The 22,958-nt window shown below is 63.6% G+C and carries 16 protein-coding genes; 12 read left to right on the top strand and 4 right to left on the bottom strand.

Going from position 1 to position 22,958, the window contains the following annotated elements; all coding sequences use genetic code 11:
* The first annotated feature begins 148 nt into the window (after positions 1-148).
* The 12 genes from HPY44_10315 to HPY44_10260 all read left to right on the top strand — a co-directional run bounded on the left by HPY44_10315 (position 149) and on the right by HPY44_10260 (position 18,719).
* Complete coding sequence (locus HPY44_10315) at positions 149-1,324, top strand: PQQ-like beta-propeller repeat protein (GenBank protein NSW56400.1); 1,176 nt, start codon at positions 149-151, stop codon at positions 1,322-1,324.
* Between the two features lie 39 nt (positions 1,325-1,363).
* The gene (locus HPY44_10310; protein ID NSW56399.1) at positions 1,364-6,883 is read left to right on the top strand and encodes a HEAT repeat domain-containing protein; all 5,520 of its coding nucleotides are present in this window, start codon (positions 1,364-1,366) and stop codon (positions 6,881-6,883) included.
* Positions 6,884-7,296: 413 nt separating this feature from the next.
* Positions 7,297-7,497 carry a hypothetical protein gene (locus tag HPY44_10305; GenBank protein NSW56398.1) on the top strand — a complete coding sequence of 67 codons (201 nt, stop codon included), beginning with the start codon at positions 7,297-7,299 and terminating at the stop codon, positions 7,495-7,497.
* A gap of 148 nt (positions 7,498-7,645) precedes the next feature.
* The gene (locus HPY44_10300; protein NSW56397.1) at positions 7,646-8,725 is read left to right on the top strand and encodes a Gfo/Idh/MocA family oxidoreductase; all 1,080 of its coding nucleotides are present in this window, start codon (positions 7,646-7,648) and stop codon (positions 8,723-8,725) included.
* 12 nt (positions 8,726-8,737) lie between these two features.
* Positions 8,738-9,520: a type I 3-dehydroquinate dehydratase gene (locus tag HPY44_10295; GenBank protein NSW56396.1), complete on the top strand. Its 783-nt coding sequence runs from the start codon at positions 8,738-8,740 to the stop codon at positions 9,518-9,520.
* Positions 9,521-9,725: 205 nt separating this feature from the next.
* Entirely contained in the window at positions 9,726-11,288 is a 1,563-nt protein-coding gene (locus HPY44_10290) for a sulfatase (GenBank protein ID NSW56395.1), read from the top strand.
* A gap of 144 nt (positions 11,289-11,432) precedes the next feature.
* Positions 11,433-11,885, top strand: a complete 453-nt coding sequence (locus tag HPY44_10285; GenBank protein ID NSW56394.1) for a pyridoxamine 5'-phosphate oxidase family protein — start codon at positions 11,433-11,435, stop codon at positions 11,883-11,885.
* Entirely contained in the window at positions 11,882-14,038 is a 2,157-nt protein-coding gene (locus HPY44_10280) for a hypothetical protein (GenBank protein ID NSW56393.1), read from the top strand. The genes HPY44_10285 and HPY44_10280 overlap by 4 nt, the downstream gene beginning before the upstream one ends.
* Before the next feature lie 43 nt (positions 14,039-14,081).
* Positions 14,082-15,635, top strand: coding sequence for a cryptochrome/photolyase family protein (locus HPY44_10275; protein ID NSW56392.1), 1,554 nt, complete (start codon positions 14,082-14,084; stop codon positions 15,633-15,635).
* 205 nt (positions 15,636-15,840) lie between these two features.
* Positions 15,841-17,331 carry a phytoene desaturase gene (gene crtI / locus HPY44_10270; GenBank protein NSW56391.1) on the top strand — a complete coding sequence of 497 codons (1,491 nt, stop codon included), beginning with the start codon at positions 15,841-15,843 and terminating at the stop codon, positions 17,329-17,331.
* Positions 17,332-17,355: 24 nt separating this feature from the next.
* A complete protein-coding gene (locus HPY44_10265; GenBank protein NSW56390.1) occupies positions 17,356-18,312 on the top strand; it encodes a phytoene/squalene synthase family protein in 957 nt (318 codons plus the stop codon).
* A gap of 200 nt (positions 18,313-18,512) precedes the next feature.
* On the top strand, positions 18,513-18,719 hold the full coding sequence (locus HPY44_10260; protein ID NSW56389.1) for a hypothetical protein: 207 nt from the start codon (positions 18,513-18,515) through the stop codon (positions 18,717-18,719).
* Here HPY44_10260 and HPY44_10255 read toward each other — a convergent pair.
* The 4 genes from HPY44_10255 to HPY44_10240 form a co-directional block, all read right to left on the bottom strand.
* A complete protein-coding gene (locus tag HPY44_10255; protein ID NSW56388.1) occupies positions 18,700-19,431 on the bottom strand; it encodes a 1-acyl-sn-glycerol-3-phosphate acyltransferase in 732 nt (243 codons plus the stop codon). The two genes, HPY44_10260 and HPY44_10255, sit on opposite strands and share 20 nt — an antisense overlap.
* Entirely contained in the window at positions 19,428-20,519 is a 1,092-nt protein-coding gene (locus HPY44_10250) for a glycosyltransferase (protein NSW56387.1), read from the bottom strand. Before HPY44_10250 ends, HPY44_10255 begins: the two co-directional genes overlap by 4 nt.
* Positions 20,516-21,349 carry a carotenoid biosynthesis protein gene (locus HPY44_10245; protein ID NSW56386.1) on the bottom strand — a complete coding sequence of 278 codons (834 nt, stop codon included), beginning with the start codon at positions 21,347-21,349 and terminating at the stop codon, positions 20,516-20,518. Before HPY44_10245 ends, HPY44_10250 begins: the two co-directional genes overlap by 4 nt.
* Before the next feature lie 107 nt (positions 21,350-21,456).
* Positions 21,457-22,950, bottom strand: coding sequence for a sulfatase (locus tag HPY44_10240; GenBank protein NSW56385.1), 1,494 nt, complete (start codon positions 22,948-22,950; stop codon positions 21,457-21,459).
* Positions 22,951-22,958 lie beyond the last annotated feature (8 nt).

The raw sequence follows: 22,958 nt of genomic DNA, 5'->3' as shown, positions 1-22,958 counted from the left end.
CTGACGCATCGGGCGCTTGCAGGAACCGGCGCTGCAGCCACCGAAGTGGTGAGTGGAAGCGCCCCGGCAGCGCGTGCCGGGTTCTCCGCCGGCGTGTGTCGGCCATGCGAGCGGCATTGCTGCCGCTCATGGATGTGGGGATGGCGCCATGAAGACCTTTGCTGCCAGCACAGTTCTTCTCTTGACAGCGATCGTGCCGATTTGCGCAGACGTGATGCAGGCCGAGGACGATGCGAAGCCTGTTCCGGCCTGGCCGAAGTACCAGCACGATCTCCGAAACTCCGGTTGTACTCCCCTGCTCGGCCCCTCAGCCCCCTCGGTCCTTTGGAAGTACCACACAGGCTCGACCTGCCTCGCCTCGCCCTCGGTGGGGGTGGATGGGACCATTTACCTGACCTCCGGTGACCGGGTGTTTGCCCTCACACCGGACGGACGCGCAAACTGGAGTTACCTGGCGGGACCTGTGGGCAAGTCCGTGCCCGCCATCGGCCCTGATGGAACCATTTACGTGGGCACTCCGGTGACGCGAAGACTGCTCGCAATTCCGGCGGAGCCCGCGAAGGATCTCACTGCGCAGGGCGTGGGTGGGAGGACCGACTTGCGCTGGTTCGTTCAATTGGACGAGGGTATCCAGAGCTCCCCGGCGGTGGCGCGTGACGGAACGGTGTATTTCGGCGACGAGGGCGGCAAACTCCACGCGATCAGCCCCGACGGCATGGTGGCCTGGCAGATCGACATCGGGCAAGCAGTGGACGGTTGCCCGGCTGTGGGTGAAGATGGGACCATATACGTTTGCGCCTCCGACATGAGCCGGGCATTGTACGCCATCAGTCCCGACGGGAAGATCAAGTGGCGTGCGGAGCCGGATTTCAGCTTCGATTTCTCTCCTGTCATCACTCCGGATGGCACCGTCATTGTCTGTTCGGCCTGGGGATCAGTCTCCGCTTACATGCCGGACGGGGAGCAAGCGTGGTCCGCAGAGTTTCCGGACCAGGCCCTGCCGTCATCTCAACCCGCGGTGGGGCCCGACGGCGCGCTCTACATCCCCTGCGACGACCGACGGCTCTATGCGCTCTGGCCTGATGGAAGCATCCGTTGGGACTTGCTAACCCAGGCTCCGGCCGTCTGCCCCCCGATCATTGACGGCGCGGGCACGGTATTCCTGGGGACCACCGACGGCAGACTGTACGCAATCGCAGCCGACGGCACAGTGCGTTGGCACTTCGATACCCAGGGCGCCATCCAGTCGCCACCGGTCATTGCCCGAAACGGCCTGCTCTTGGTGGCATCGGGTGATGGGAACCTGTACGCGATCGGGCAGTGAGCAACCATCGACGTGCTGCGCACGCGGGAGGTAAGACTGATGCTACACGTCCGTCACGGTTACATCGCTCCGATCCGGATCTCGGTTCCAGCGCTCTTGCTTCTGGCCATTATCAGCTCTTGCAGGGCTCAGCAGGCCGAGACCACCCGAATTGAACAGCCTCAACTGGAGCGCATCGCCGTCCGAATCGCTTCGGACAGCCGCTGCGAACGCCTGGCCGCCGCGCAGGAGCTTGCCGCTTTGGAGACTTTCGGGGATGAGGAGCTGGCTCTGTTGCGCAAGGCAATCGAGGACCCTGACGTTGCGGTTCGTCTGACATCCGTCGCCGCGCTGTCGGGGGCCCGGGAGATGACGCCCGAAGTCGTCGGGGGCTTTGAGACCGCGCTGAGGGACCCAGATCCACGCGTTCGTCAGACTGCGGTGCGGTCCGTCGCCTGCGTGAAAGGTGCCCCCGCCGCCGGGTTAGGACTGCTGGAAGCCGCAAGCCGTGATGTCGACGCGGGAGTCAGCGATCTTGCGAAGCTGAAGCTGCGAGGCCTGGAGGGTATGCGCGCACCAGTTGAGGGCGTCCGGCAGGGCGGAGTGCCCGGCGCTGCAGAGCCTGCGCAGGCAGTTCTGCCGGCGGGTCAGGAACCAGCCCGGCCAGGAGGGACGCCGGCGACCGGAGCAGGCCCCGGCACGGCTCCTACTGCCCCCGAACAGCCGGCCGCAACGCCGCAGGCGGCTAGCGGGGGGCTGTCTATCGACGACCTCATCGAGCGCCTGAGCGACCCGCTCCCCGACATCCGCCTGCAAACGGCTCAGACCCTTGGCGGCATGGGTCCATCGGCCGTCAAGGCCTTGCCTGCCCTGCAACTGGCCCTCACGGACAAGGACGCGCGGGTGCGGAAGATGGCCGAGTGGGCGATCGCCCAGATCTGGAAGCCCAGGCGTCCCTCGAGCGAACCATCCGGGCCCCCTCCCAAAGGCCGCATCTTCTTTCTCACAGACATCACGGTGGGCTGCGACGAGAACGGGCCGGAACTCAACGACGAGATCACCTGCGAAAGCCCCTCCAGCACTGCGGACTTGTTCGCATTCACCACGCTGAGCTACCTGGACCTGGCGGAAGTCGCCCGGTACCGGGATGATGCCCGCAAGCGCGGGCTGCCAGCTGACAAGCCTCTGGCAGAACTGGTGTCCGAGGACCCCAACTGGGAGGAGGCGATGCTTGAGTTCCCCATCGCGCAACCCTACCTCAAAGATCACGTGGTTGCGGTGGTCTGCAACGGACAGACGCGATTTCTGCACCGCAGATTTGGAGCGGACGGCGAGTGCCACCAGTGGGGCGGCGGTGAGCACTGGGGAATGTCAAATGGGAAGCACAAGGCTACAGTGCATGTCTTCACTGTGGAGGGCTTCCGTCTCATTTTCGAGTTCGAGTTCACTTTCGTTCGTGACGGTAGCAATCCGGCCCACCTGGAGGCGCTCAAGGGACCGGCGGACGTCAACAAGGCCGGGCGCCAACTAATCGAGGAACTCGAGGCCGACGAAAAAGCAGCCGCGGCATCGGGAGAGGAAGGGGCCGCCGAGAGAGCCCTGGATTTCCGCCGGCAGCGTGCCCAGCGATTGAGCGGCCTTTCGGGCACACTCTGGGTGGCGGCGAGCGACCTGGTGCGCTTTGCCGCGCGGACACCCGACGACGTGGCGCCTTTCATCCATGACGCCACCGCCATATTGGGCGCCGCCCGCGCCCTGGATCCCGCGGCTCTCAGAGACTGGACCACTCTCGGTGAGATGGCCTACGCCTGCGATGTCATGAACAGGGCTGACCTGTGGCCCGTTATGCTTCAGGCGATGGTCTGGTACGAGTCGTCCCTGCGCGACGTGTCCGTGGATTCCGCTGACTTCTGGGATCGGCAGGCGTGGTGTGGCTGGGCATCGGCCTGGAACCGACTCGCCGAGACGGCGATCACCCATCGGAATGACGTCGACAGATTCTGGCTGTACCAGGAGCGCTGGCTCGCACTGGCCGACCGCATCTTCGAAGCGCATACGGGCCGACCCATCGAGCTGGGGACTTCGAAGGACCGCGATACATGGCCGCAGCCCGGCTGGTGGCGTACGGAATGGAATGACATCCTGCCCTCTGGACTGCCGGAATATGAGCCCGCGGAGGAACCGGAGCCGACCATCGCGCGAGAGGAAGAACGGAGGCATCTGTTCGATGCGTTAGAGGAGACCCTCCGGGAGATCGACCAGGAACGGGCTCTGGAGAAGAAATGGGCGGATGGCCTCTGGGATTCTGTCCGTACTGCGGAGCGTAAGAGGGCCGAGGCCGTGGCGCTTCTGCGGGCCCAATCGGAGGTGGCGCGAGCGATCCGGCAGCGTCTGACCTACCTGCGCGGGCTTCTGGAGAAACTGCCTGAAACGGAATCGGCCACATACCTCGAGGCCGCGATCAAGTTCGGGATCGACTTCTGGGACGATGCCTGGGGGCCGAAGCCCCAGCCCACAGACCGGGCAGATGATGTGGTCAGGCGGCTCATCAACGACCTCACAAAGCAGCATGCCCAGATTCTGGCAGAGCAGGACAAGCTCATCAAGGAGACCCTCGAAACTTATTACGACGGCATCATTCTCGAAGCGGAGGCCAAGGGTAGGAAGGCCTACGTGGAGGAGAACCGGGACACGGCAACCCGGGTCATCCGAGACACGCAGGGCCTGCGCGCCTTAGCCAGGGCCGAACTGTATCTTGCTTCGGAGCAAGGAGACCTGTTCCGGGTGGCGGCCCGTGACGCCATAGATGCTGGCGCCCCGGAGGCCGAAGTTCGGATGCTCGAAGCCATCTACTTTCACCAGAACGGCGACATCCGTCACGCATTGCACGGTTACCGCAAGGTCGTGGAGTTGCTGTCGGGGGGCGAACCTGGCGGCGCGCCGCTAACGGCCGAGGAGGCCCGGCGATTCATCACCGTCGAGAAAGCGGGCCTCGAGGACCGTGCCCGGGCCATGGCCTGGACACTGGAGCACGCCTATCTCAAGGCGATCGACGCCAAGGCTGAAGGCGAAGCGGCGGACCTGCGTGGCGAACTGGACCAACGGCTGGCGAAAGGCGGTGAGAAGGGCTGGCTCGGTGCGGTCGTCGGGTTCCTCAAAATGGGCGTGTTCAGCGCCGTCAGCGCTACTGTGGGCCGTGAGGACGCCCTGGAGAGCCTCGCATCGCAGTTTCAGAACGATGTCGCCCGGCAGCACTGCGGGATACTGCTTATCCAGAGCCTCCACGAGCGGGGCGTGGCACTCCAGGGCCTGGATAGGCTGTCCAATGACGAGTTCATGAAGCTCATGCGCACCGCGTACCCGGAAGCCGGCCAGAGCGTGGATGCCGACGACGCTCTCCGCATGCGCGCCGCCATAAAGGCCGCCTTTGCCAATGTGGATGTGAAGCGTCTGGCTGAAGTCCCCAAACAGATGCTTGACGTGGACACCGGAGTCCCCTACTTCGAGAAGAGCGACTACCAGGAAACAGCCCTCGAGTGGTGGGGCGACTGCGTCAACATCGCCAATGTCCTCACCTGGCTGGGGCCGGGTGCGGCCTGGCGGGTGGACGGAAAGGTGGTCTTCTTCAAGAACTGGGGTTGGATCGGCGAAGCGCGCCCGGCCACGTCCGCAGTGGTCACGGCCAAAGAGGCGGCCTCAGCCGCGTTGGGCATCGGCAAGCTTCCCGCCTTGCTCTCCCAGAGCAGCGCCGGGAAGATGCTGGTGGACCAGTTCAGCCGTTTCTTCACCACCAGCACCTGGGTACAGGAACGCGGCCTCGACATGGCGATGCAGCTTGCCATCGGGAAAGTGGGCGAAGCAACCGGCGGCACCCTCGGGGTCCTCACCGGTTCTGACGGGCGCGCCGAGGCGGAAGCCGGGCGACTGTTCGGGGAGCTGTTCGCCGCCTGGGGTGCGGGTGACGTGGACGTGATGAAGAAGATCATGATCCAGCACGGCATTACCACCGAGCACCTGCGCAGTCTCATCAAGGCGGCCGAAGAGACTGCGTCCTCCGCGCAGGCGGCAGGCGAACTGGGTGCCCAGCACTCCCAGCATCTGCGCAGGGCGCTGGAAGAGATCGGAGACGGGGCGCCATCCGCCGAAGCCCGCGCCGCTCTGCGGGCATCGGGTGACAGGGTGCGCGAGATGCTGGACCAGGCCGGCTCTCAGTTCCGCCGTGGAGAGCCGGGCATCGGTTGGGAGCGCCTGGAAGAGTTGCGCATCGCTCGCGAGGCGTATGCTGCAGCAGAGGCGGGCATGTCGGCAGAAGCTCGTGCGTGGCAGGAACTCCTGGACAAACGCATTCAGGAATGGGGCGTCCAGACTAAGCAAGCGACCCGGGCGCTCCAGGAACTCAAAGCTGTGCCGGGCACGAAGCAGGTGGCACCGCCTCAACCCGCGGAGGCCCCGGTCTACTTCCGCCAGCAGTCAAGTCGTCTCACGGACGACCTGGATCGTCTCGTGATCAGGGGCGAGTACGAAGCGGCGCTGGTCGGCTATCACCAGCGCCTGTCGCTTCTGCGGCAACTGGGCGCAGGAGATACCCCGCAGGTGAAAATGCTGGCTGAGAAGACGCGGCGGGTTCGGACCATCGTCGAGACCCGAAGACGTTTTGCCCAGGCTGAGCCAGGCCCGGATGACGGCCACAACGCCAAGATCAGCACGGACGAGGTCGCGACGATTGACGCCGAACCCGGAGTGCAGAAAGTGCAGATGGCCCTGCCCGGCGAGCAGGGGACGTATTCTGATCCCTACTGGGTCTGGCGCAAGACGGAGAACGGATTGCAGAAGCATGGTATCTTCAAAGGGTCAGGCGAGGGCTTTGCGGATCACTACGACCTGCGCGCAGAGCAAGTTTACGCGGACGTCGGGGACATTGTCGGCGTGGAGGTTCCGGCCTGCGCCCAGGGGAAAATGACCATCGGCGGCCAGGTACGAGAGGGCATCTATGTCCGCAATGCCAACGGCACCTGCCTCAAGCATCTGAGCCATGAGGCCCAGATCGCGCTGAAGCCTCAGATCGCTCGCGACCGGGTGCTCGCCGCATTCCTGGGCGATCACGACCGGCACATGGGAAACTACCTGGTCACGCGCGACGGTCGGGTGATCAGCATCGACCACGGGATGGCCGATGTCTGCGGGAAGCGCCTGCTTGAGAACAATCCCTTCGCTGATGACGCAACCTTCCGGATGGCGATGAAGAGCCGTATCGTTGACATGGGCCGTGGCCGCTACGGGCTCACCTATATCGATGAACACATGACCATTGAGGATATGCTGCCCACGATAGAGCGGATCGAGAAGCTCTGTAACGACCCCGATGGGCTGCGCAGACTCCTCGCCAGGACGTTATCTGACGTGGAACTGGAAGATGCTGTGCGGGTACTGACAGGACGCGCCAGGGTCCTTCGACAGGTTATGCAGGAGTGCTTTGGCAGCGCCGCTGACCCACAAGCAATCCCCGTGCGGGTGTCCGCGCGGGCCTTGCCCTCCCACGACATTGGAAATGGGGCATGCCGGGCCTTGCGAGCGGCGTGAGCACGCCCCGGGTCAGGGGCCGCCGGGCGAGCGCAAGACCACAGGCCCACCAGGCAGGCTCAGTCGGTTCGACCCACCTGAGGTCCCTTGTCGTTGGTGGCGCCAGGTGGCGGGAAGGTCGTGGTCGCCGTCGGCCGGGAAGCGGGAGTGCTTTCCCAATACGCTGCGGCCCTGGGACTCTCTCGCGGCAGCGGCGGCCGCGGATGTGTGCAAAGGAGATGAATTGACCCGCTTGCTCGCAACCGGCTCTCCGCGATATCCCTCGCAGGTATGACCGTCGCTGGAGTCGTTTCGTGGGGTCACGTCCAGGGCTGAATCGGGATAGCACCCTGCATAGACCCCATCGAGCTCTTGCCGCCTGGCAACCTGTCACAGGGTGTGCCGGTTTCACTCTGCGTGGAGACCTTAGCGTCTTGCGTGAACACGGGGATATCGCTGAATTGAGGCAAGTCATCGATAAGGACCGGGCCGTCCTGGGTGCTTTGGAGCGCAAATCGGCGGCTGAACTCGCCGCGGTGGGTCAGCGCCACTTGCCGGCCGGATGTGTGCTGAATGAGCCGGTCATCCGTCCGCGCAAGAATGAACTGACGGCAAATGGTCTCGGCCTTATCTGACGGCCGTCTCGTCAGCGAACAGGGGCTCGTCACACCTGTGCTTGGCTAAAGGCGCGGGCCACCGAGAGACACGGGGCTCGCAGCTTGAGGTCTCGCAACACCGTGCGCTGGCCGGCAAGTGAACTATTGATCTATGGGAGACCCAGATATGTCAGCAATCAAACTGGGAGCATGGGGGTTGGGGCGGATCGGGTTTGTGCATGTGGAGCAATTTGCGGCTCAGACCGGGATGTTCGAAGTTGTGGCAGGATGCGACATCGAACAAGCGAAGGTCGACAGGCTGGTGGCCAGGTACAATTGTGCGGGTTACACCGACGCCGAAGACCTGCTCGCGGATCCCAACGTCGAGCTTGTGATCATCGCAACGCGTTCAATGACCCACGTGGACAACGCCTTGCAAGCCCTTGCCGCCGGCAAGCTCGTCTTGCTGGAGAAGCCCATCGCCCAGTCCTTCAGCGAAATCGAGCAGTTGCGCCAGGCTGACCGGAATTACCCCGGAAAGCTCTTCTTCCTGCACAATCATCGCTTCGAACCGGCGATGCAACAGATCTTCGGGATCGTCCGCAGCGGCATCCTTGGTGAGATCATACAGGTCAAGCTGTGCCGCCACCATAACTTCTCGCGCCGGGCCGACTGGCAGGCCTATCTGCGTTACGGTGGCGGGCAGTTGAACAACTGGGGGTCCCACATTATCGACCATGCTCTGCAGTTCATCGGCGGCCCGGTAAGAGACATCTGGGGCAATCTGAAGGCCGTCAATGCCATCGGAGATGCGGAGACCCACGTGAAAGTCATCTTGACCGGCGAGAACGGGACCGTCGTCGATCTGGAGATCAGCAACAATGTGGCCCTCCCCGGCGCCTTCTGCACCGTCTACGGTAGCCGGGGAAGCCTGCTCTGCGAGGATGAGCGGCGCATTCGCCTGCGCTATCTCGAACCGGGCTTCGACTTCCCCGAAGCCACCGCCGGCACCGGTTCGCCGCCCCTAAACGGTGGTCATTGGAGCGATACGGAGCTTCCCTGGCGAGACGAGACGCACGCGGTCCAGCCCGATACGAACATGTGGGTCCACGTTGAGATTGAGACCGCTCGACATCTGTACCGGGCTGTGCGCGAGAATGTGCCATTTCCCGTCGCGAACACCGAAGCCCTGGAGGTGAGCCGCATCATCCAGGTGATCAAGGCCCAGAACCCCGAGTTCACGTGGGATTTCCAGAACCAGGACTGAAGGAGTGGACCGATGCGACCATCGTTCCTGCGGCTGCAGTCACCCTGTCTCGCGGCCATCATCGAGGCAGCAACGCCGGAAGCGACCATCGCCAGTATTCTGAAATGCGAACACGAGGGCGCTGAGGCCTTCGCGGTGAACTTGGCATCCTGGGAGCGGGACAGGCTCACACTTGAGGAACTCTCGCGCGTCTTTCACTGCACGGGACGGCCGATGATGCCGCTATGCTACCGTTCGGGCAATCTCGCCGCTGACATAATGGACGATGATGCCCGCGCTGATTTGCTGCTGCTGGCCGTAGACGCAGGCGCCGCCGCGTGCGACATCATGGGCGATCTGCACGATCCTGCGCCTCGTGAGCGTACCCGCGACCAGAAGGCGATTGAGAAGCAGAAGCGTTTGATCGACCGCGTCCACTCCAGGGGAGCCGAGGTGATCATGTCCTCGCATGCCCCGAACGAGTTCCTCAACAGTGAGGAAATCCTCGAGCACTTGAGTGATTTTGTGTCGCGTGGTGCGGACATCCCGAAGATCGTTGTGCGCGCGGACACCGAGGACGAGGTGGTTGAGGCATTCCGGACGACGGTCCTGCTGAGGCGGGAACTCCGTACACCCTTCGTGCATCTGTGCAGCGGGAAGTACGGCCGTCTGCAGCGCTACGTGGCGCCGATGCTCGGCTCCCTGCTGACCTTCGCGATGGAGAGTTCGGTGCAAGGTCCGCAGCCGCTGGTGCGGTCAGCCAGGGGCGTGCTGAACGAGTTGCAGTGGCCCCCGCGCTATCCCGAAGGCGGGTAGCGGCGCCGCACACGCGGCCTTGGCGCACTGCGGGTCTATTCTCCGCGCGGCACGTGCGAGACCGTAATTCCGCGCCCTGAGTATCGAGGTGCAGTCGCTTCCACCGTGACCGGTTTGACGATGAGGACGCTACAACCAACGAATGGAACTCCATCGTGCACTTCTGCCCGACTGCGGCCGGAGCGCAAGTATGAGCAGGCCGACCATGACCCGTCGGGAGTTACTTCGCCTGGGAGCGCTGGCGGCCGGGGGAGCCGCAGCGGGGCCAGCCTTCGGCGCACAGGCTACGGCAGCTAACGCTGGAAATCGTGAGGAGAGAGCGATGCCGCCGAATATTGTGCTGTTTCTGGTGGACGACATGGGTTGGCAGGACACATCCCTGCCGTTCCACGAGAGGCGCACCCCATTCAACAACCGCTACCACACGCCCAATATGGAGCGCCTGGCCGACAGCGGCGTCAAATTCACCCAGGCCTACGCATGCTGCGTTTGCTCGCCCAGCCGGGTATCTCTGATGACGGGGCTGAATGCCGCGCGCCATCGCGTCACCAACTGGACGCTTCACCGCAACAGGAACACCGACCCGGAGCACCCTGACCTGATCATCCCCGACTGGAACGCGAACGGTCTTAGTCCAGACCCCTCGATGGAGCGCGCGGTGCATGCGACAGCTCTCCCAGCGCTGCTCGGGAAGGCGGGGTACCGGACGATCCATGTTGGGAAGGCGCATTTTGGTGCTCTCGACACGCCCGGCGCAGACCCGCTCAACATCGGCTTTGACATCAATATCGCAGGACACGCCGCGGGCGGTCCTGGCAGTTACCTCGGCACTCAGAACTTCAGCGCCCAATGGCGTGGTGGCGGGCATGTATGGGATGTCCCCGGCCTTGACCAGTACCACGGCCAGGACATCTTCCTCACCGAGGCCCTCACCATCGAGGCGAACCGGCAGATGGATCAGGCCGTGGCCGACGGCGTGCCATTCTTCCTGTACATGTCCCACTACGCCGTGCATGTGCCGTTCGCCGAAGACAAGCGGTTCATAAAGCGTTATCTCGACGCGGGTCTGGACTACACCGAAGCCCAGTATGCGGCTTTGCTGGAGGGAATGGACAAGTCGCTGGGGGACATCCTGGACAACATTCAGGCCCGGGGCATCACCGACAACACGATTGTGCTCTTCATGTCCGACAACGGTGGCCTGAGCGCTCACGGTCGCGGCGGCGAGCTGCATACTCACAACAGGCCGCTGTCCAGTGGGAAGGGTTCGGCTCACGAGGGTGGGATCCGGGAGCCGATGATCGTCCGATGGCCGGGAGTCACACGCGCCGGGACGGTGTGCAACAGTCCGGTCATTATCGAGGACTTCTTCCCCACCATTCTCGAGATGGCGGGTGCTCCTCAACATACCCAACCCGGCGGCGCAATGGACGGCATGAGCTTCGCGCCACTCCTGCGGGGCGATGAACCTTCCGGGCAGCGTTCTCTTTTCTGGCATTATCCCAACAACTGGGGACCCACCGGGCCCGGCATCGGGGCTTCGAGCACCATCCGCCGGGGCGATTGGAAGCTGATCTACTACCACGCGGACCAGCGTTACGAGCTGTTCGACGTGGCAGGCGATCTTGGCGAAACGAGAAATCTGGCCGACGACAAGGTCAGCCTTCGCGCCGATCTGGCCGAGGAGTTGAGGGAGTACCTGGCCGGTGTCAACGCGCAGATGCCGGTTCTCCGAGCTACAGGCGAGGAAGTGCCCTTGCCTGGCTAACCGGAAGCCACGGAGCGCAAGCTAACCGACGATGGAGCACAGACAGAGGGAAGGCAACATGCCCCCGGGAAGCGAAGATTCCGCAGACACTGTCTCGGCCAGCGGTCTCCGTTCGTCACAATCTCGGCGCGAAAGGTGAGAGTGTTGGATTCAAGACAGGACGCGTGGAGACAGCTGAAGGAGCTCCTCCAAGGTCAGGCGCTGGCTGTCCTCGCTACCAGCCACGAAGGGCACCCGTACTGCAGTCTGGTGGCTTTCGTCGTGTCAGACGATATGCGCACTATTCTCTTTGGGACTTCACGCAACACGCGGAAGTTCGCAAACCTCACCAGTGATCCCCGTGTCTCCGTGCTCATTGATAACCGCGGCAACACCGACGCGGATTTCCACGAGGCCTGTGCGGCAACAGCGGTTGGCCGCGAGGTCAAGCTGCCTGAAGTGGAATACATCGCTCTGCGCAAGAAGTACCTGGCGCGCCACCCTCACCTGAGAGACTTCGTGTCTTCGCCCACCTTCGAGCTTGTTGCGCTGCGTATCGAGACCTATTACCTTGTGACCCGATTCCAGCACGTGATGGAGTTGCGCCTGGAACCGTGAAGCTGCTAATGTCGCTGGAACAGATCGCCGAAGAGTATCCGCCGGACGCGGGAGGCAAGGCCCTGGCGCTTGCGCGGATGTATGCTGCGGGAATGAACGTGCCATCGGCTCTCGTTCTTCGCGCCGAGGCTTACCGCGAGTATGTAACCGTCACGGGTCTGCGAGAACGCATCCTGCTGGAACTGAACCGCAAGAGTTTCGAAGACATGCGCTGGGAGGAGATGTGGGACGCTGCCCTGCGCATCCGCAGCATGTTCCTGAGCACGCCGATGCCGGCAGGTATGTATGAAGAGATCGCTCGGGGCATCGCACAGGTATTCTCCGCAGTGCCTGCCGCTGTCCGGTCCTCTGCCCTGGCAGAAGATGCCGAGGGCACCTCATTCGCCGGGCTCCACGAGTCGTACGTGAATGTGCGCGGCGCCAACAGTATCCTGGAGCATATCCGCCTGGTCTGGGCGTCGCTGTGGTCTGACGGTGCGCTGCTGTATCGCAAGGAATTGGGTCTTGACGTGGCTGACAGCGCGATGGCGGTGGTGATCCAGGAGATCGTTGCAGGGCAGGCTTCCGGGGTGTGTTTCAGCCGTGACCCGGAAGATGCCGGACGGGCCATCGTAGAAGCTGTGTACGGCCTCAACCAGGGACTGGTGGACGGTACCGTTGAGCCGGATCGCTGGTTCCTGGATCGTGCCTCGCGACGCGTGCTCAGCCATCATCAGCCCAGACGAGAGAGCGCTATGCGGACTTCAGAGCGCGGGGTCGAGCTTGTCCCGCTCTCCGCCCGAGAAGCTGCCTCGCCGCCCGTCGACGAACGGGAACTCACGCTGGTACTGGATCATGCGCTGCGGGCCGAGGCGCTCTTCGGGAGCCCACAGGACGTGGAATGGACGGTACGCGGTGGCGTCCTTCATGTGCTGCAGTCACGGCCAATCACCACCGGCGAGGCCGCAGATGAGAGCAAGGCGTGGCATCTCAGCCTGCGGCGCAGCTTCGATAATCTGAAGATATTGCGCCAGCGCGTCGAAGGCGAACTGATTCCTGCGCTCATCGAAGAAGGCAGGGCCCTGGCGCAGATCGATCTCGCAAGTCTTGACGACGCTTCACTCGCTCGGGAGATACAGCGCAGGGAAGCCCTTGCGCGTCACTGGACGGATACCTACTGGGAGCATTTCATCCCGTACGCCCATGGCGCGAGGCTGTTCGGGCAGGTCTACAATGATGCGGTGCGGCCCGAGGACCCTTTCGAGTTCATTGCATTGCTTCAGACAGGTGAGATGGAGAGCGTGAAGCGAAATGCCCTGCTGGAGCAGATCGCGGATGCGATCCGGCAGAATCCAGCGCTTGCCGGAATGATCGAACAGGGCGCCGAACTCCCGCTGCCCGTCCAGCGGATGATCGTTGAACTGGCTCAGTTGGTTTTGCCGGCAGAAAGCCAGGCGGGCGCCGACACCACACGGATCGCCCGGCTGGCGCTTCAGGCCTCGCGGGTTCAGCCCGACCGGCGGGGGCCGGATTCCCCGTCCCGCGAGACACTCGAGAGCCGTTTCCTGGATTCCCTGCCTGAGGATCAGCGTCCATGGGCGTTGGAACTGCTGGACCTTGCCCGGTCGAGCTACCGCCTGCGTGACGATGATAATGTGTACCTGGGGAGACTGGAGGCGCAGGTTTCGGCGGCCATTATGGAGGGGCGCCGGCGACTTGCGGGTCGTGGGACCCCTGGGGCGAGTGCTGTGGCGGACGCCGACGTGGCCTCCGCGCTGCTGGACCCGGGTTTCGTCCCACAGACGGCATCCGCTATCGCACCTGCCCCGCGGGTGGCAATCAGGCCGCGCCAACTCACGGGACAGCCTGCAGGACCCGGTGTGTCCACCGGGCCTGCGCGAGTCATCCGCACCAATGAAGACCTGTTCAAGGTTGAGGCAGGCGATGTGCTGGTCTGCGACGCCATTGACCCCAATATGACCTTCGTCGTCCCCGTCTGCTGCGCCGTGGTCGAGCGACGAGGCGGGATGCTCATACATGGCGCCATTATCGCCCGGGAGTACGGCCTGCCCTGCGTGACTGGCGTGCCCGACGCTACCGAGCTGATCCAAACGGGAGACATATTGACCGTCGACGGCTTCCTCGGCATTGTCGTGGTGAGACACGCTGATTGACGAAGCGCGGAACGCAGTGCTTTTCCACTGAGGGAGCGACTGGATGATCCCCCATGCCCCCGCGCCCTTGCGTAACCTGGTGATCGTCCTGGGAGATCAGCTCTCCCTGGCGTCCCCGGCACTTGACGGATTCGACCGGTCCCGCGACGCGGTCTGGATGGCAGAAGCATCCGGGGAGGCCGTCCACGTGTGGTCACACAAGGCGCGCATAGCTCTCTTCCTCAGTGCCATGCGACACTTCAGGGACTCCCTGCGTGCGCGTGACATCATGGTCCGTTACAGCGATCTTACCGATCCCGACAATACGGGCACGCTTTCCGGGGAACTGCGCCGCGCCATCGAGGATCTCAGACCGCGGTGCGTCGTGATGGCCGAACCCGGGGAATGGAGGGTGCGCGAGGAACTCCTGGCGGCCGTCCGAGAGGCGGGTGTAGACCTGCAGGTACGCCCCGATCGCCACTTCATCTGCTCCCTGGATGATTTCAACCGCCATGCGGAGGGCAGAAAGCAGCTCCGTATGGAGTACTTTTATCGCGAGGTCAGGCGGCGGACCGGCGCTCTGATGGAAGGCGACGGGCCGCGAGGAGGACAGTGGAACTTCGATACGGAGAACCGATCTGCCTTCGGTGAGTCGGGGCCCGAAAACGTTCCAGACCCGTTGGGCTTTCCCCCTGATGAAACAACGCGCGATGTCATCCGACTGGTGACGCAGCGGTTCAGCGACCACCCGGGGAGTCTACACCGGTTCGACTGGCCTGTAACGCCGGATCAAGCGTCCGCGGCGCTTCAGGATTTCGTCGCCAACCGCCTGTCTTTCTTCGGACCTTACCAGGACGCCATGTGGACCGGGCAGCCCTGCCTGTACCATTCGCGGCTGTCCGCGGCGATGAACCTGAAACTGCTCGACCCCCGGGAGGCGGTGGCGGCTGCGGAAAATGCACTCGACGCCGGCGCAGCCGATCTCCCTTCGGTGGAAGGGTTTATCCGCCAGATCATCGGCTGGCGCGAGTACGTCCGGGGCATCTACTGGCGGTTCATGCCCGGGTATCTCGACCGCAACGCACTCAATGCCGAAGCACCTCTGCCCAGGTTCTACTGGACTGGGGATACCGAGATGGCCTGTTTGCGTGAGGTCATCGGCCAGACACTGGAGTACGGCTATGCGCATCACATTCAGCGGTTGATGGTGACCGGGCTATTCGCGCTGCTTCTCGGAGTGGAGCCGCGGCGGGTGCACGAGTGGTATCTCGCCATCTACGTGGACGCCGTCGAGTGGGTCGAGCTCCCCAATGTGTATGGGATGTCACAATATGCCGATGGCGGCCTGATGGCATCCAAGCCCTACGCCGCCTCCGGCAAGTACATCCAGCACATGAGCAACTATTGCAAGACCTGCCGGTACAGGCCCGGTGAGCGTACAGGTGAAGATGCCTGCCCGTTCACCACCCTCTACTGGGACTTCCTGCTGAGGAACGGGCCTGCGCTGAAGGAAAACCCGCGCATGGCTCTGCAGCTGCGGAACGCGGCCCGGCTGCCGCAGGACGTATCGCGCGCGATCCGCAGCCGCGCGGACGAATTGAGGCGCAGGATGCTATAGAGGGGGAGGCAGCGCTGGAGACGGATTGACGCGAGCGGCTATCGCTAACACGCGGCGCGCAGGGAATGTCCGGTCGAACCGCTCTCTCATGCCTGGCGCCGCACGGCCCCGACAACGCCCTGAGGGACGCACCGAGAGGTATGCTCCGACTGATGCGGAACTCCTCTCGAGCTGGGGCCCGGGTGCGTCAGGAGGTATGACCTGCATGCCGAAGGCTGTTGTCATAGGCGCAGGGCTGTCGGGAATCAGTGTTGCTGCCAGACTGGCGGCTCGTGGGTTCGAAGTTACGGTGCTGGAGCGGCTGAAGGCGCCGGGTGGACGCTGTGGTCGCCTGGTGTCCGGCGAGTACTGTTTCGACACCGGGCCGACCCTGTACCTCATGCCGCCGATCTTTGAGGAGACTTTCGCCGCGCTCGGGGAGAATGTCACTGATCACCTCAAGCTGCTGCGCGTAGACCCCACCTACAGGGTGCACTTCAGCACGGGCGGCGCTCTCGATATCACTTCGGACATGGTGCATATGCGGGAGCAAATGCAGAGCATCGAGGCCGGCTCATTCGCCAGGCTCTTGCAGTTCCTCGCGGCGGGGGATGTATTCCTCGAGACTTCCCTTCAGCGGTTCGTGGGCAGGAACTTTTTCACACTGCTGGACTACTTCAGCCCGGCGAACCTGCCGCTAATGTTCCGCCTCAGAGCGCTCCAGAAGCACTTTCCTTTCGTCGCCGGCCACTTTCGTGACCCGCGTCTCAGAGCCGCCTTCTCCTTCCAGAACATGTACCTGGGTCTCAGTCCCTATGCCGCCATGGCGACCTACGCGCTGCTGCAGTTCAGCGAGATCGCCGAAGGCGTCTGGTTCCCTGAAGGCGGGATCTACCGGGTGGTCGAAGCCCTGGCTGCAGTTGCGCGATCCCTCGGGGTCCGATTCGAGTTCGATACTCCTGTCTCACGCATACTCGTCTCCGGCACCATCGCAGAGGGAGTCATGACGCAGGCGGGAGCTACTCTGTCGGCGGACCTCGTTGTGGCCACTGCCGACCTGCCCTACGTGTACGCAAATCTCCTCCCGGACGACGGCAGTGCGGCCCGACTGGCCGCCAAGCAGTACACCTCGTCTGCCATCATGTTCTACTGGGGGCTGAAGGGCGAACGGTCTTCCGCGCTTCTGCACCACAACGTGTTTCTGTCCGAACACCGCTATCGCGAATCCTTCGACAGGATATTCCGGGAGCACTCATTGCCCGATGAGCCATCCTTCTACGTGGCCGCTCCCAGCAGGTCTGACCCGGCCACCGCTCCCCCCGGGGGCGACGCGCTTACGGTGCTGGTCCCGGTGGGGCATCTCGACAGCCAGGCTGGGCAAGACTGGCCTGCGATGCAGGCTCGGGCGCGCGAGGCAGTGCTCTCAGGCCTCGAACGTGTCGGTGTGCCGGACGTCGACCGGCGCATCGACTTCGAGGCGACGATGACGCCTGAAAGCTACGAGCGCGAGCTCAACCTCGTGAAGGGTTCTGCCTTCGGCCTGAGTCACAATTTCCTGCAGGTAGGGTATTTGCGCCCTCACAATCGGCACAGTCGCTTCCGCAATCTCTACTTCGCCGGTGCGAGCACCCACCCGGGAACGGGGCTCCCACTGGTACTGTTGTCCGCGCGATTGGTTACGGAACGCATCCTGCGTGATCTGGGTCTGGCCCCGTAGAGCGATCGGAGGTGCACGAGACGGATGCAAGCTGAGTGGGAGGACCGCTTGACGGCGGAGGCGCTATCGTCACTGCAGGGAACGTCCCACGCGCCGGCCGTGTCCGCGTCGCCCGCAGAGTTGGAACTGGCCTTCTCGGTATGCCGACGGATCACTTTCGAGCACAGCCGGACGTTCTTTTTCGCAAGCGCCTTGCTACCCGCGCAGAAACGCCGCGCAGTGCGCGCTCTCTATGCATTCTGCCGGTCCACGGATGATATCGTCGATGAGAAGGGTGTCGACGCGGCCGAGAGGATGCGCAGTTGGCGGGACGCCGTGGCTGCGCCGGTTCCCCCGCCGGACCACCCGGTGCTGCTGGCATGGTCCCATGTGCGGACCCAGTACAGGATACCGGATACGCTTCCCGCCAAACTGATTGAGAGCGTCTCCCGGGATCTGCACCAGACGCGCTACAGCTCCTTCGATGACCTTGTGGATTACTGCTATGGGGTGGCCTCGACGGTGGGGCTGATGAGCATGAAGATCATCGGCTTCAGTGGGGAAGAGGCGGCCCCGTATGCGCTCAAGCTTGGGATCGCCATGCAACTGACGAACATCCTGCGGGATGTCGCGCAGGATTACGGTATGGGCCGTATCTACCTGCCCCAGGACGAACTGAACGCCTACGGAATCGACGAGACGCACCTTGCACAGGGGGTCGTGAACGAAAACTGGCGGCGCTTCATGCGGTTCCAGATAGACAGGGCGCGCCGCCTGTACTCCGAGGCGCGGCCGGGTATCCCGATGCTGTCAGCCGACGGGCAGTTCGCCATCGCTGCCGCTTCGGAGCTGTACGCCGGGATACTGGGACAGATCGAGCGCCAGGGCTATGATGTTTTCTCGCGAAGGGCGCAGGTACCGCAACTGGCCAAGGCCTGCCGTCTGCCCGGCATCTACCTGCGACTGCTCAGCGCAAGGCGCAGCACGCGGCACCAGGCCTGACGGGAGTGAGCATCGTGGCGAACCCGCTGTGGGAGCACCCCGGACTGGTCATCGCGCTGCAACTGATCATCTGGTCAGTTGTGTGGCTGGTGGCGGCCGTAGTCGGCCTGTGGCGCACGAAACACGAGGCCTGGCGTGGATTCTGGTTCGTCACGGGTATCTGGTGCGCCATAGACGCGGCCATCGGCATTGCGGGCCTTATGGGGACGATCGCGCCGCTGTCCGATCTGCGACGCCTGCTCCTCATCAACGCCGGGCTCGACGTGTTATACGTAGCAGTGGGGGTAGTGCTGGCCACCCGTCTCAGGCCTGTCCTGCGCGGTGCGGGATGGGCAGTGGTCATTCAGGGGCTCTTTCTATTGTTCTTCGACTTTCTCCATGCGATGTCTATTCCCGTGGGACCATAGCGGCATGCTCGCTCTCCACTGGCTTCGGGCCGCGCTCCCGGTTCCCACTGCACCGGTACTCATCCGTCGACAGGCGCCCCGCCAGGATGCAGGTGAACTCAGAAATCGCAGGGCGGCGTTCCGGCGCCAACTCCTCGAGTAGCTCTGAAATGGTCCGGCTTGCTTCCCTGAGCCATGTGGGCCTGTCCGCGCTGTCACACCGGAAAGGCGGTCCGGCGATAACATAGGCCTCCGGGTGCTGGTGGATGCCCTGCTCAATGTGGATCGCCACCGGCTTCAGTTCCACCTGGGGCAGGCGCGTGTGCAGCCAGTGCAGCCCCTCCTTGAAGGGCGCTAGCTGCGGCGCGGGATGCATGTCTCCCTCGGGGAAAAGGAACAGCAGCGAAGGCCCCGAGCGCAATGCCCGGAGCGTGCGCTTCAGGGTCGCCGCCCGGGCGATGGGATCGTCTTCCGGGAAGGGCAGGGCGCCGATGGCCTCGAAGGGCGGGAATGGGGTCAGTTCTCGCATCCACACCATGCTCTGCCCAGGGCGCCAGTGACGGGCGAACAGGTGCAGCAGATAACCATCCCACCAGTAGTGGTGGTTCGCGAAGACAATCAGGGGCCTGCCGGGGTCAGGCACACTGCGATCAAGCAGATACACGCCGCGAAAGTGGCTGCGCAGCGACCTCATTATGAGCCAGTCGGCAAACCAGGCTTTCACCCGTTTCATGGCTCCCCGTACACCCTCCGCTTCCATGTCACGCGCTTCATCGAATACCAGACCACGGACCGCAGCATAACGGCCACGCCGAGAACCATGGCGGCCGGGCAGCAGAGCGCATACCAAAATGGCAGCCGGAGCATCGACACGGACCAGCCGTACAACGCCATCGACGTGCCGACCAGCGCCCATGCGGGGGAAGAGCCGGCGATCCCCAACACAAGGGGCAGAATATTCACCAGCCCCGTGAGGGCCGCGCAGATAACCGCTTGCAACCTTCCGCCGCAGATGACTGCGGCGTTCTTGGAGAAGCCGTCGAAGGCCTCACGCAGGCCGCTGTACATCTCCACGGCTGCAAGATCAGTGGCGTCCCCGATGAGCACCTGGCCGCCCTCTCGCTTCACGAGCCGCGCGATCTCCACATCCTCCAACAAGGATGAACGCACCCGGCGATGGGGATCAAGCTGCCCATAAGTGTCTCTCGAAAAGCCCATCATTTGTCCGTTGGCGAAGGCGAATGCAGGGTGTGGGTGACGTTCCGCCAGAAACAGGGGAAGCAGCGTGAAAACCGACCACGGGACCATGCCGATAAGCAGGCCGTCTCCCAGCCCGGAGGGGCAAATGCGCGGGAGAGCTGTTACGAGTGCGGCCTCGCTCGCCCCGCACCACCCCGCGAACCTGCCGAGGAACTCGGGACCGGGACGCACGTCGGCATCCATGAAGAGCAGCCACTCCCCGCTGGCCCGTCCTGCAAGCTGCGCGCAAGCCCAGTTCTTGCCCGTCCAGCCATCCGGGCGTTGCGCCCCGGCGAACCATCCCACACCATACTCCTCAGCGTGTTCCACCAACCATTCAGTGGTCCCGTCGGTCGAGCCGTCATCGCAGACCAGTACTTCCAGTGGGGCATGGCTCTGCTCGGCGAGCAGCGATAGCAGCGTGGGGAGGTTGCGGATCTCGTCGCGCGCGGGTATCAGAACGGAAATGCTAACAGGTGTGGATTCGGCCAGCCTGCGCCTGTACCAGTAGGTCAGGTTGACCGCCAGGACTGTTATCTGCATGCCCAGGATGATCCCTGCCGCCCATAGAAGCGCGATCAAGCCGATCCGTTCTCTCTTCGCGGAGTTTCCGCCGGGGACGCATACCACCTGACCAGTCCCCAAAGCACCGCCAGCCCGGCGAGCCAGACGACGGCGGTCCACGGTCGCCCGTACAGGACTGCGAGCAGCGCCGGGAAGAGACTCTGCACCAGGTAAAGCGCGAGAGGCATTGCCGATCTGTCGGCCGGCTTCTTTCCCAGTACGGCCAGGCAAGCCAGCGCCAGGAGGAAAGCAGTCAGGAACCATCCGAGGAAGTTCTGAAAGGGGATGCCATAGTAGACGCCGCCCTCCTGCCACTCCCATGCTCTGGCGCCCGCGGTCATTGCCGGGTCCAGGGCGAGGTCCCAGGTCACCATGGCAAGACCGGCGAGCGCGGCTTTTCCTGGCACACGGAGGCGCGTCTGTTGCGCCATCTGCAGAGCGGGGTACATCATCATGAACCAGGCAAGGGGGATGACCGCCGGCAGTACGCCGCCGAGCTTCGGTCCGAGCTGATCCGTATAGCTGTATTCACCGAAGGGGATACCGGTCGCCACACCAACGGCTTCCACGCTTCCGCTAATGGCGGCGCAGAGCAGCAGCACCTCTACTGCCGTCCGGCCACCCCCCACCGCCCACAGCCAGGCCATGCACGCGCCTGATGCGAGAACGATGTTCGCTATCCCGAGTGCCTGGGAGAGACGCTCATAGTTGGCATCGGGAACATCGAGGTTCGCCAGAGCCCACGTACCTGCCAGAGAGAAGACTACAATCGCAGTGCTCAAGCCGAACAGGGCGGCTCCCACGGCGCGCAACAGCCCGGGTCTCGCGCCCCTGTCCGTCTCGTTCATTCGCTGTCACCGCTAATCCGGTCGTCCCATGAGCGCAGCCGCATCACAGCAGACCGGTTTCGACACGCGGCGGCAGTTCTCCTGCCCGATCCCGCAGCACCAGTTGCCTAGCGCTGTCTCAGCCGTTCCGGTTCCATGCAAAGACCCGTCTCCAGGTCGATCAGGTGCCGGTAGTAGTCCGTATCCTCGAACAGGTCCCCGGTTTTTTCGATCCACTCCTGCAATTCGCGCTCAAGTTCCTGCGGCACTGCGCCTGCACTGCGGGTCTCCACCAGGTTCGCCATCTGGTACGGGTCGCGTTCGTTGTCGTACAGCACCCAGGGTCCCGACCGGTCGCGAACGTAGGTGTGCGTTCGGGTGCGGATGCCGCGGTACGGTCGGACAAAGCCGCGGGGCGCTCCAAGTCCGCGGTAGTCGTCCACATACTGCCATTTCTTCCCCCACGTGAGCGCGGAGCACACCCACAGCATATACGCCGATCGATCCACCGGATCAGCGCTCTCATCTCGCAAGACCGGTGACAGGTCGTCCCCCTCGATGCCCTCCGGAATGTCCAAGCCCATCAGCCCCAGGAGGGTCGGCAGGACGTCCGGCTGGCCGACCGGGGCTTCAAGACGTCTGCCCCCACGAATAGCGCGAGGATAGCGAATCAGCAGTGGCACGCGCACCGACTCGTCCCAGGGCTGCACCTTGTACATCTGCCCGTGGGAGCCCAGCATCTCGCCGTGGTCGGAAGTGAAGACAACGATTGTGTCGTCGGCGATGCCCTGGCGCTGGAGCGTCTCCATGAGTCGCCCGAGGTTCTGGTCCAGGCTGGTAATCGCGCCGTAGTAGCTGGCTGTCCAGTCCCGCAGGACTGCCTCGGGATCGGCAACCTCGGTCAGTTCGGCGGTGCACGGGAACCCTTCGGGCGGCAAGAGAACGTTCTCGCGCAACTCCAGGCGGTCGGGGTCGTACAACTCGCGGAACTCCGGCGGGCAGGTGAAGGGTGTATGGGGTGGTCCCCAGGACACTACCAGCGCGAAGGGATCCCGCCCGGTGATATCATCGGCAACGTGCTCGCGGATGAACTCAATGGCGAGATCCGTCTGGGCGTCCGGTTCCCAGCCTTCAACGCGGATGGGCTCCGGCGTGTCCCGGTAGTAGGTCGCCTCCCAGTAGGCATGGGAGCAGTGGTGTGTGGCCCAGTAGTCGAACCCGTGGCGAAGCTCACCCGGGGGAACGTAGCCGTTCTGGAAGTCGTTGTATGCGGTCTGACCGATATAGGCCTCGCCGGACAGATGCCACTTGCCGATATGCCCCGTGGCGTATCCCTCGTTGCGCAGCATCTTCCCCATGGAAAGCATGTCGTTGGGTAGCATGGAGTTGTTGGTGAGAACCGTGTGGGACAGCGGGTAGCGACCGGTCATGAGACACGCACGGGCCGGAGTGCAGACGCCCACGGTGGCGACAGCGTTATCGAAAGTGACGCCTTCGGCTGCCAGCCGGTCGAGGTTTGGCGTGTGGACCTGCCCATTTCCGGCGCAGCCCATAGCGGTATATCGCATCTGATCCACGAGAACAAAGAGCAGGTTCGGGCGCTTCCAGTTTTCCCGGGGCATGTTATGTT

This window comes from Armatimonadota bacterium (assembly GCA_013314775.1).
GTDB lineage: Bacteria > Armatimonadota > Zipacnadia > Zipacnadales > JABUFB01 > JABUFB01.
The sequence above is the reverse complement of the archived record's forward strand: the minus strand, read 5'-3'. Positions and strand labels throughout refer to the sequence as shown.

Excerpts from the sequence above, each read along its gene's own strand:
- HPY44_10240 (NSW56385.1), bottom strand. The coding sequence starts at position 22,950 with ATGCCCCGGGAAAACTGGAAGCGCCCGAACCTGCTCTTTGTTCTCGTG.
- HPY44_10245 (NSW56386.1), bottom strand. The coding sequence starts at position 21,349 with ATGAACGAGACGGACAGGGGCGCGAGACCCGGGCTGTTGCGCGCCGTG.
- HPY44_10290 (NSW56395.1), top strand. The coding sequence starts at position 9,726 with ATGACCCGTCGGGAGTTACTTCGCCTGGGAGCGCTGGCGGCCGGGGGA.
- HPY44_10255 (NSW56388.1), bottom strand. The coding sequence starts at position 19,431 with ATGAAACGGGTGAAAGCCTGGTTTGCCGACTGGCTCATAATGAGGTCG.
- HPY44_10265 (NSW56390.1), top strand. The coding sequence starts at position 17,356 with ATGCAAGCTGAGTGGGAGGACCGCTTGACGGCGGAGGCGCTATCGTCA.
- crtI (NSW56391.1), top strand. The coding sequence starts at position 15,841 with ATGCCGAAGGCTGTTGTCATAGGCGCAGGGCTGTCGGGAATCAGTGTT.
- HPY44_10310 (NSW56399.1), top strand. The coding sequence starts at position 1,364 with ATGCTACACGTCCGTCACGGTTACATCGCTCCGATCCGGATCTCGGTT.
- HPY44_10260 (NSW56389.1), top strand. The coding sequence starts at position 18,513 with ATGGGGACGATCGCGCCGCTGTCCGATCTGCGACGCCTGCTCCTCATC.
- HPY44_10315 (NSW56400.1), top strand. The coding sequence starts at position 149 with ATGAAGACCTTTGCTGCCAGCACAGTTCTTCTCTTGACAGCGATCGTG.
- HPY44_10275 (NSW56392.1), top strand. The coding sequence starts at position 14,082 with ATGATCCCCCATGCCCCCGCGCCCTTGCGTAACCTGGTGATCGTCCTG.
- HPY44_10295 (NSW56396.1), top strand. The coding sequence starts at position 8,738 with ATGCGACCATCGTTCCTGCGGCTGCAGTCACCCTGTCTCGCGGCCATC.
- HPY44_10300 (NSW56397.1), top strand. The coding sequence starts at position 7,646 with ATGTCAGCAATCAAACTGGGAGCATGGGGGTTGGGGCGGATCGGGTTT.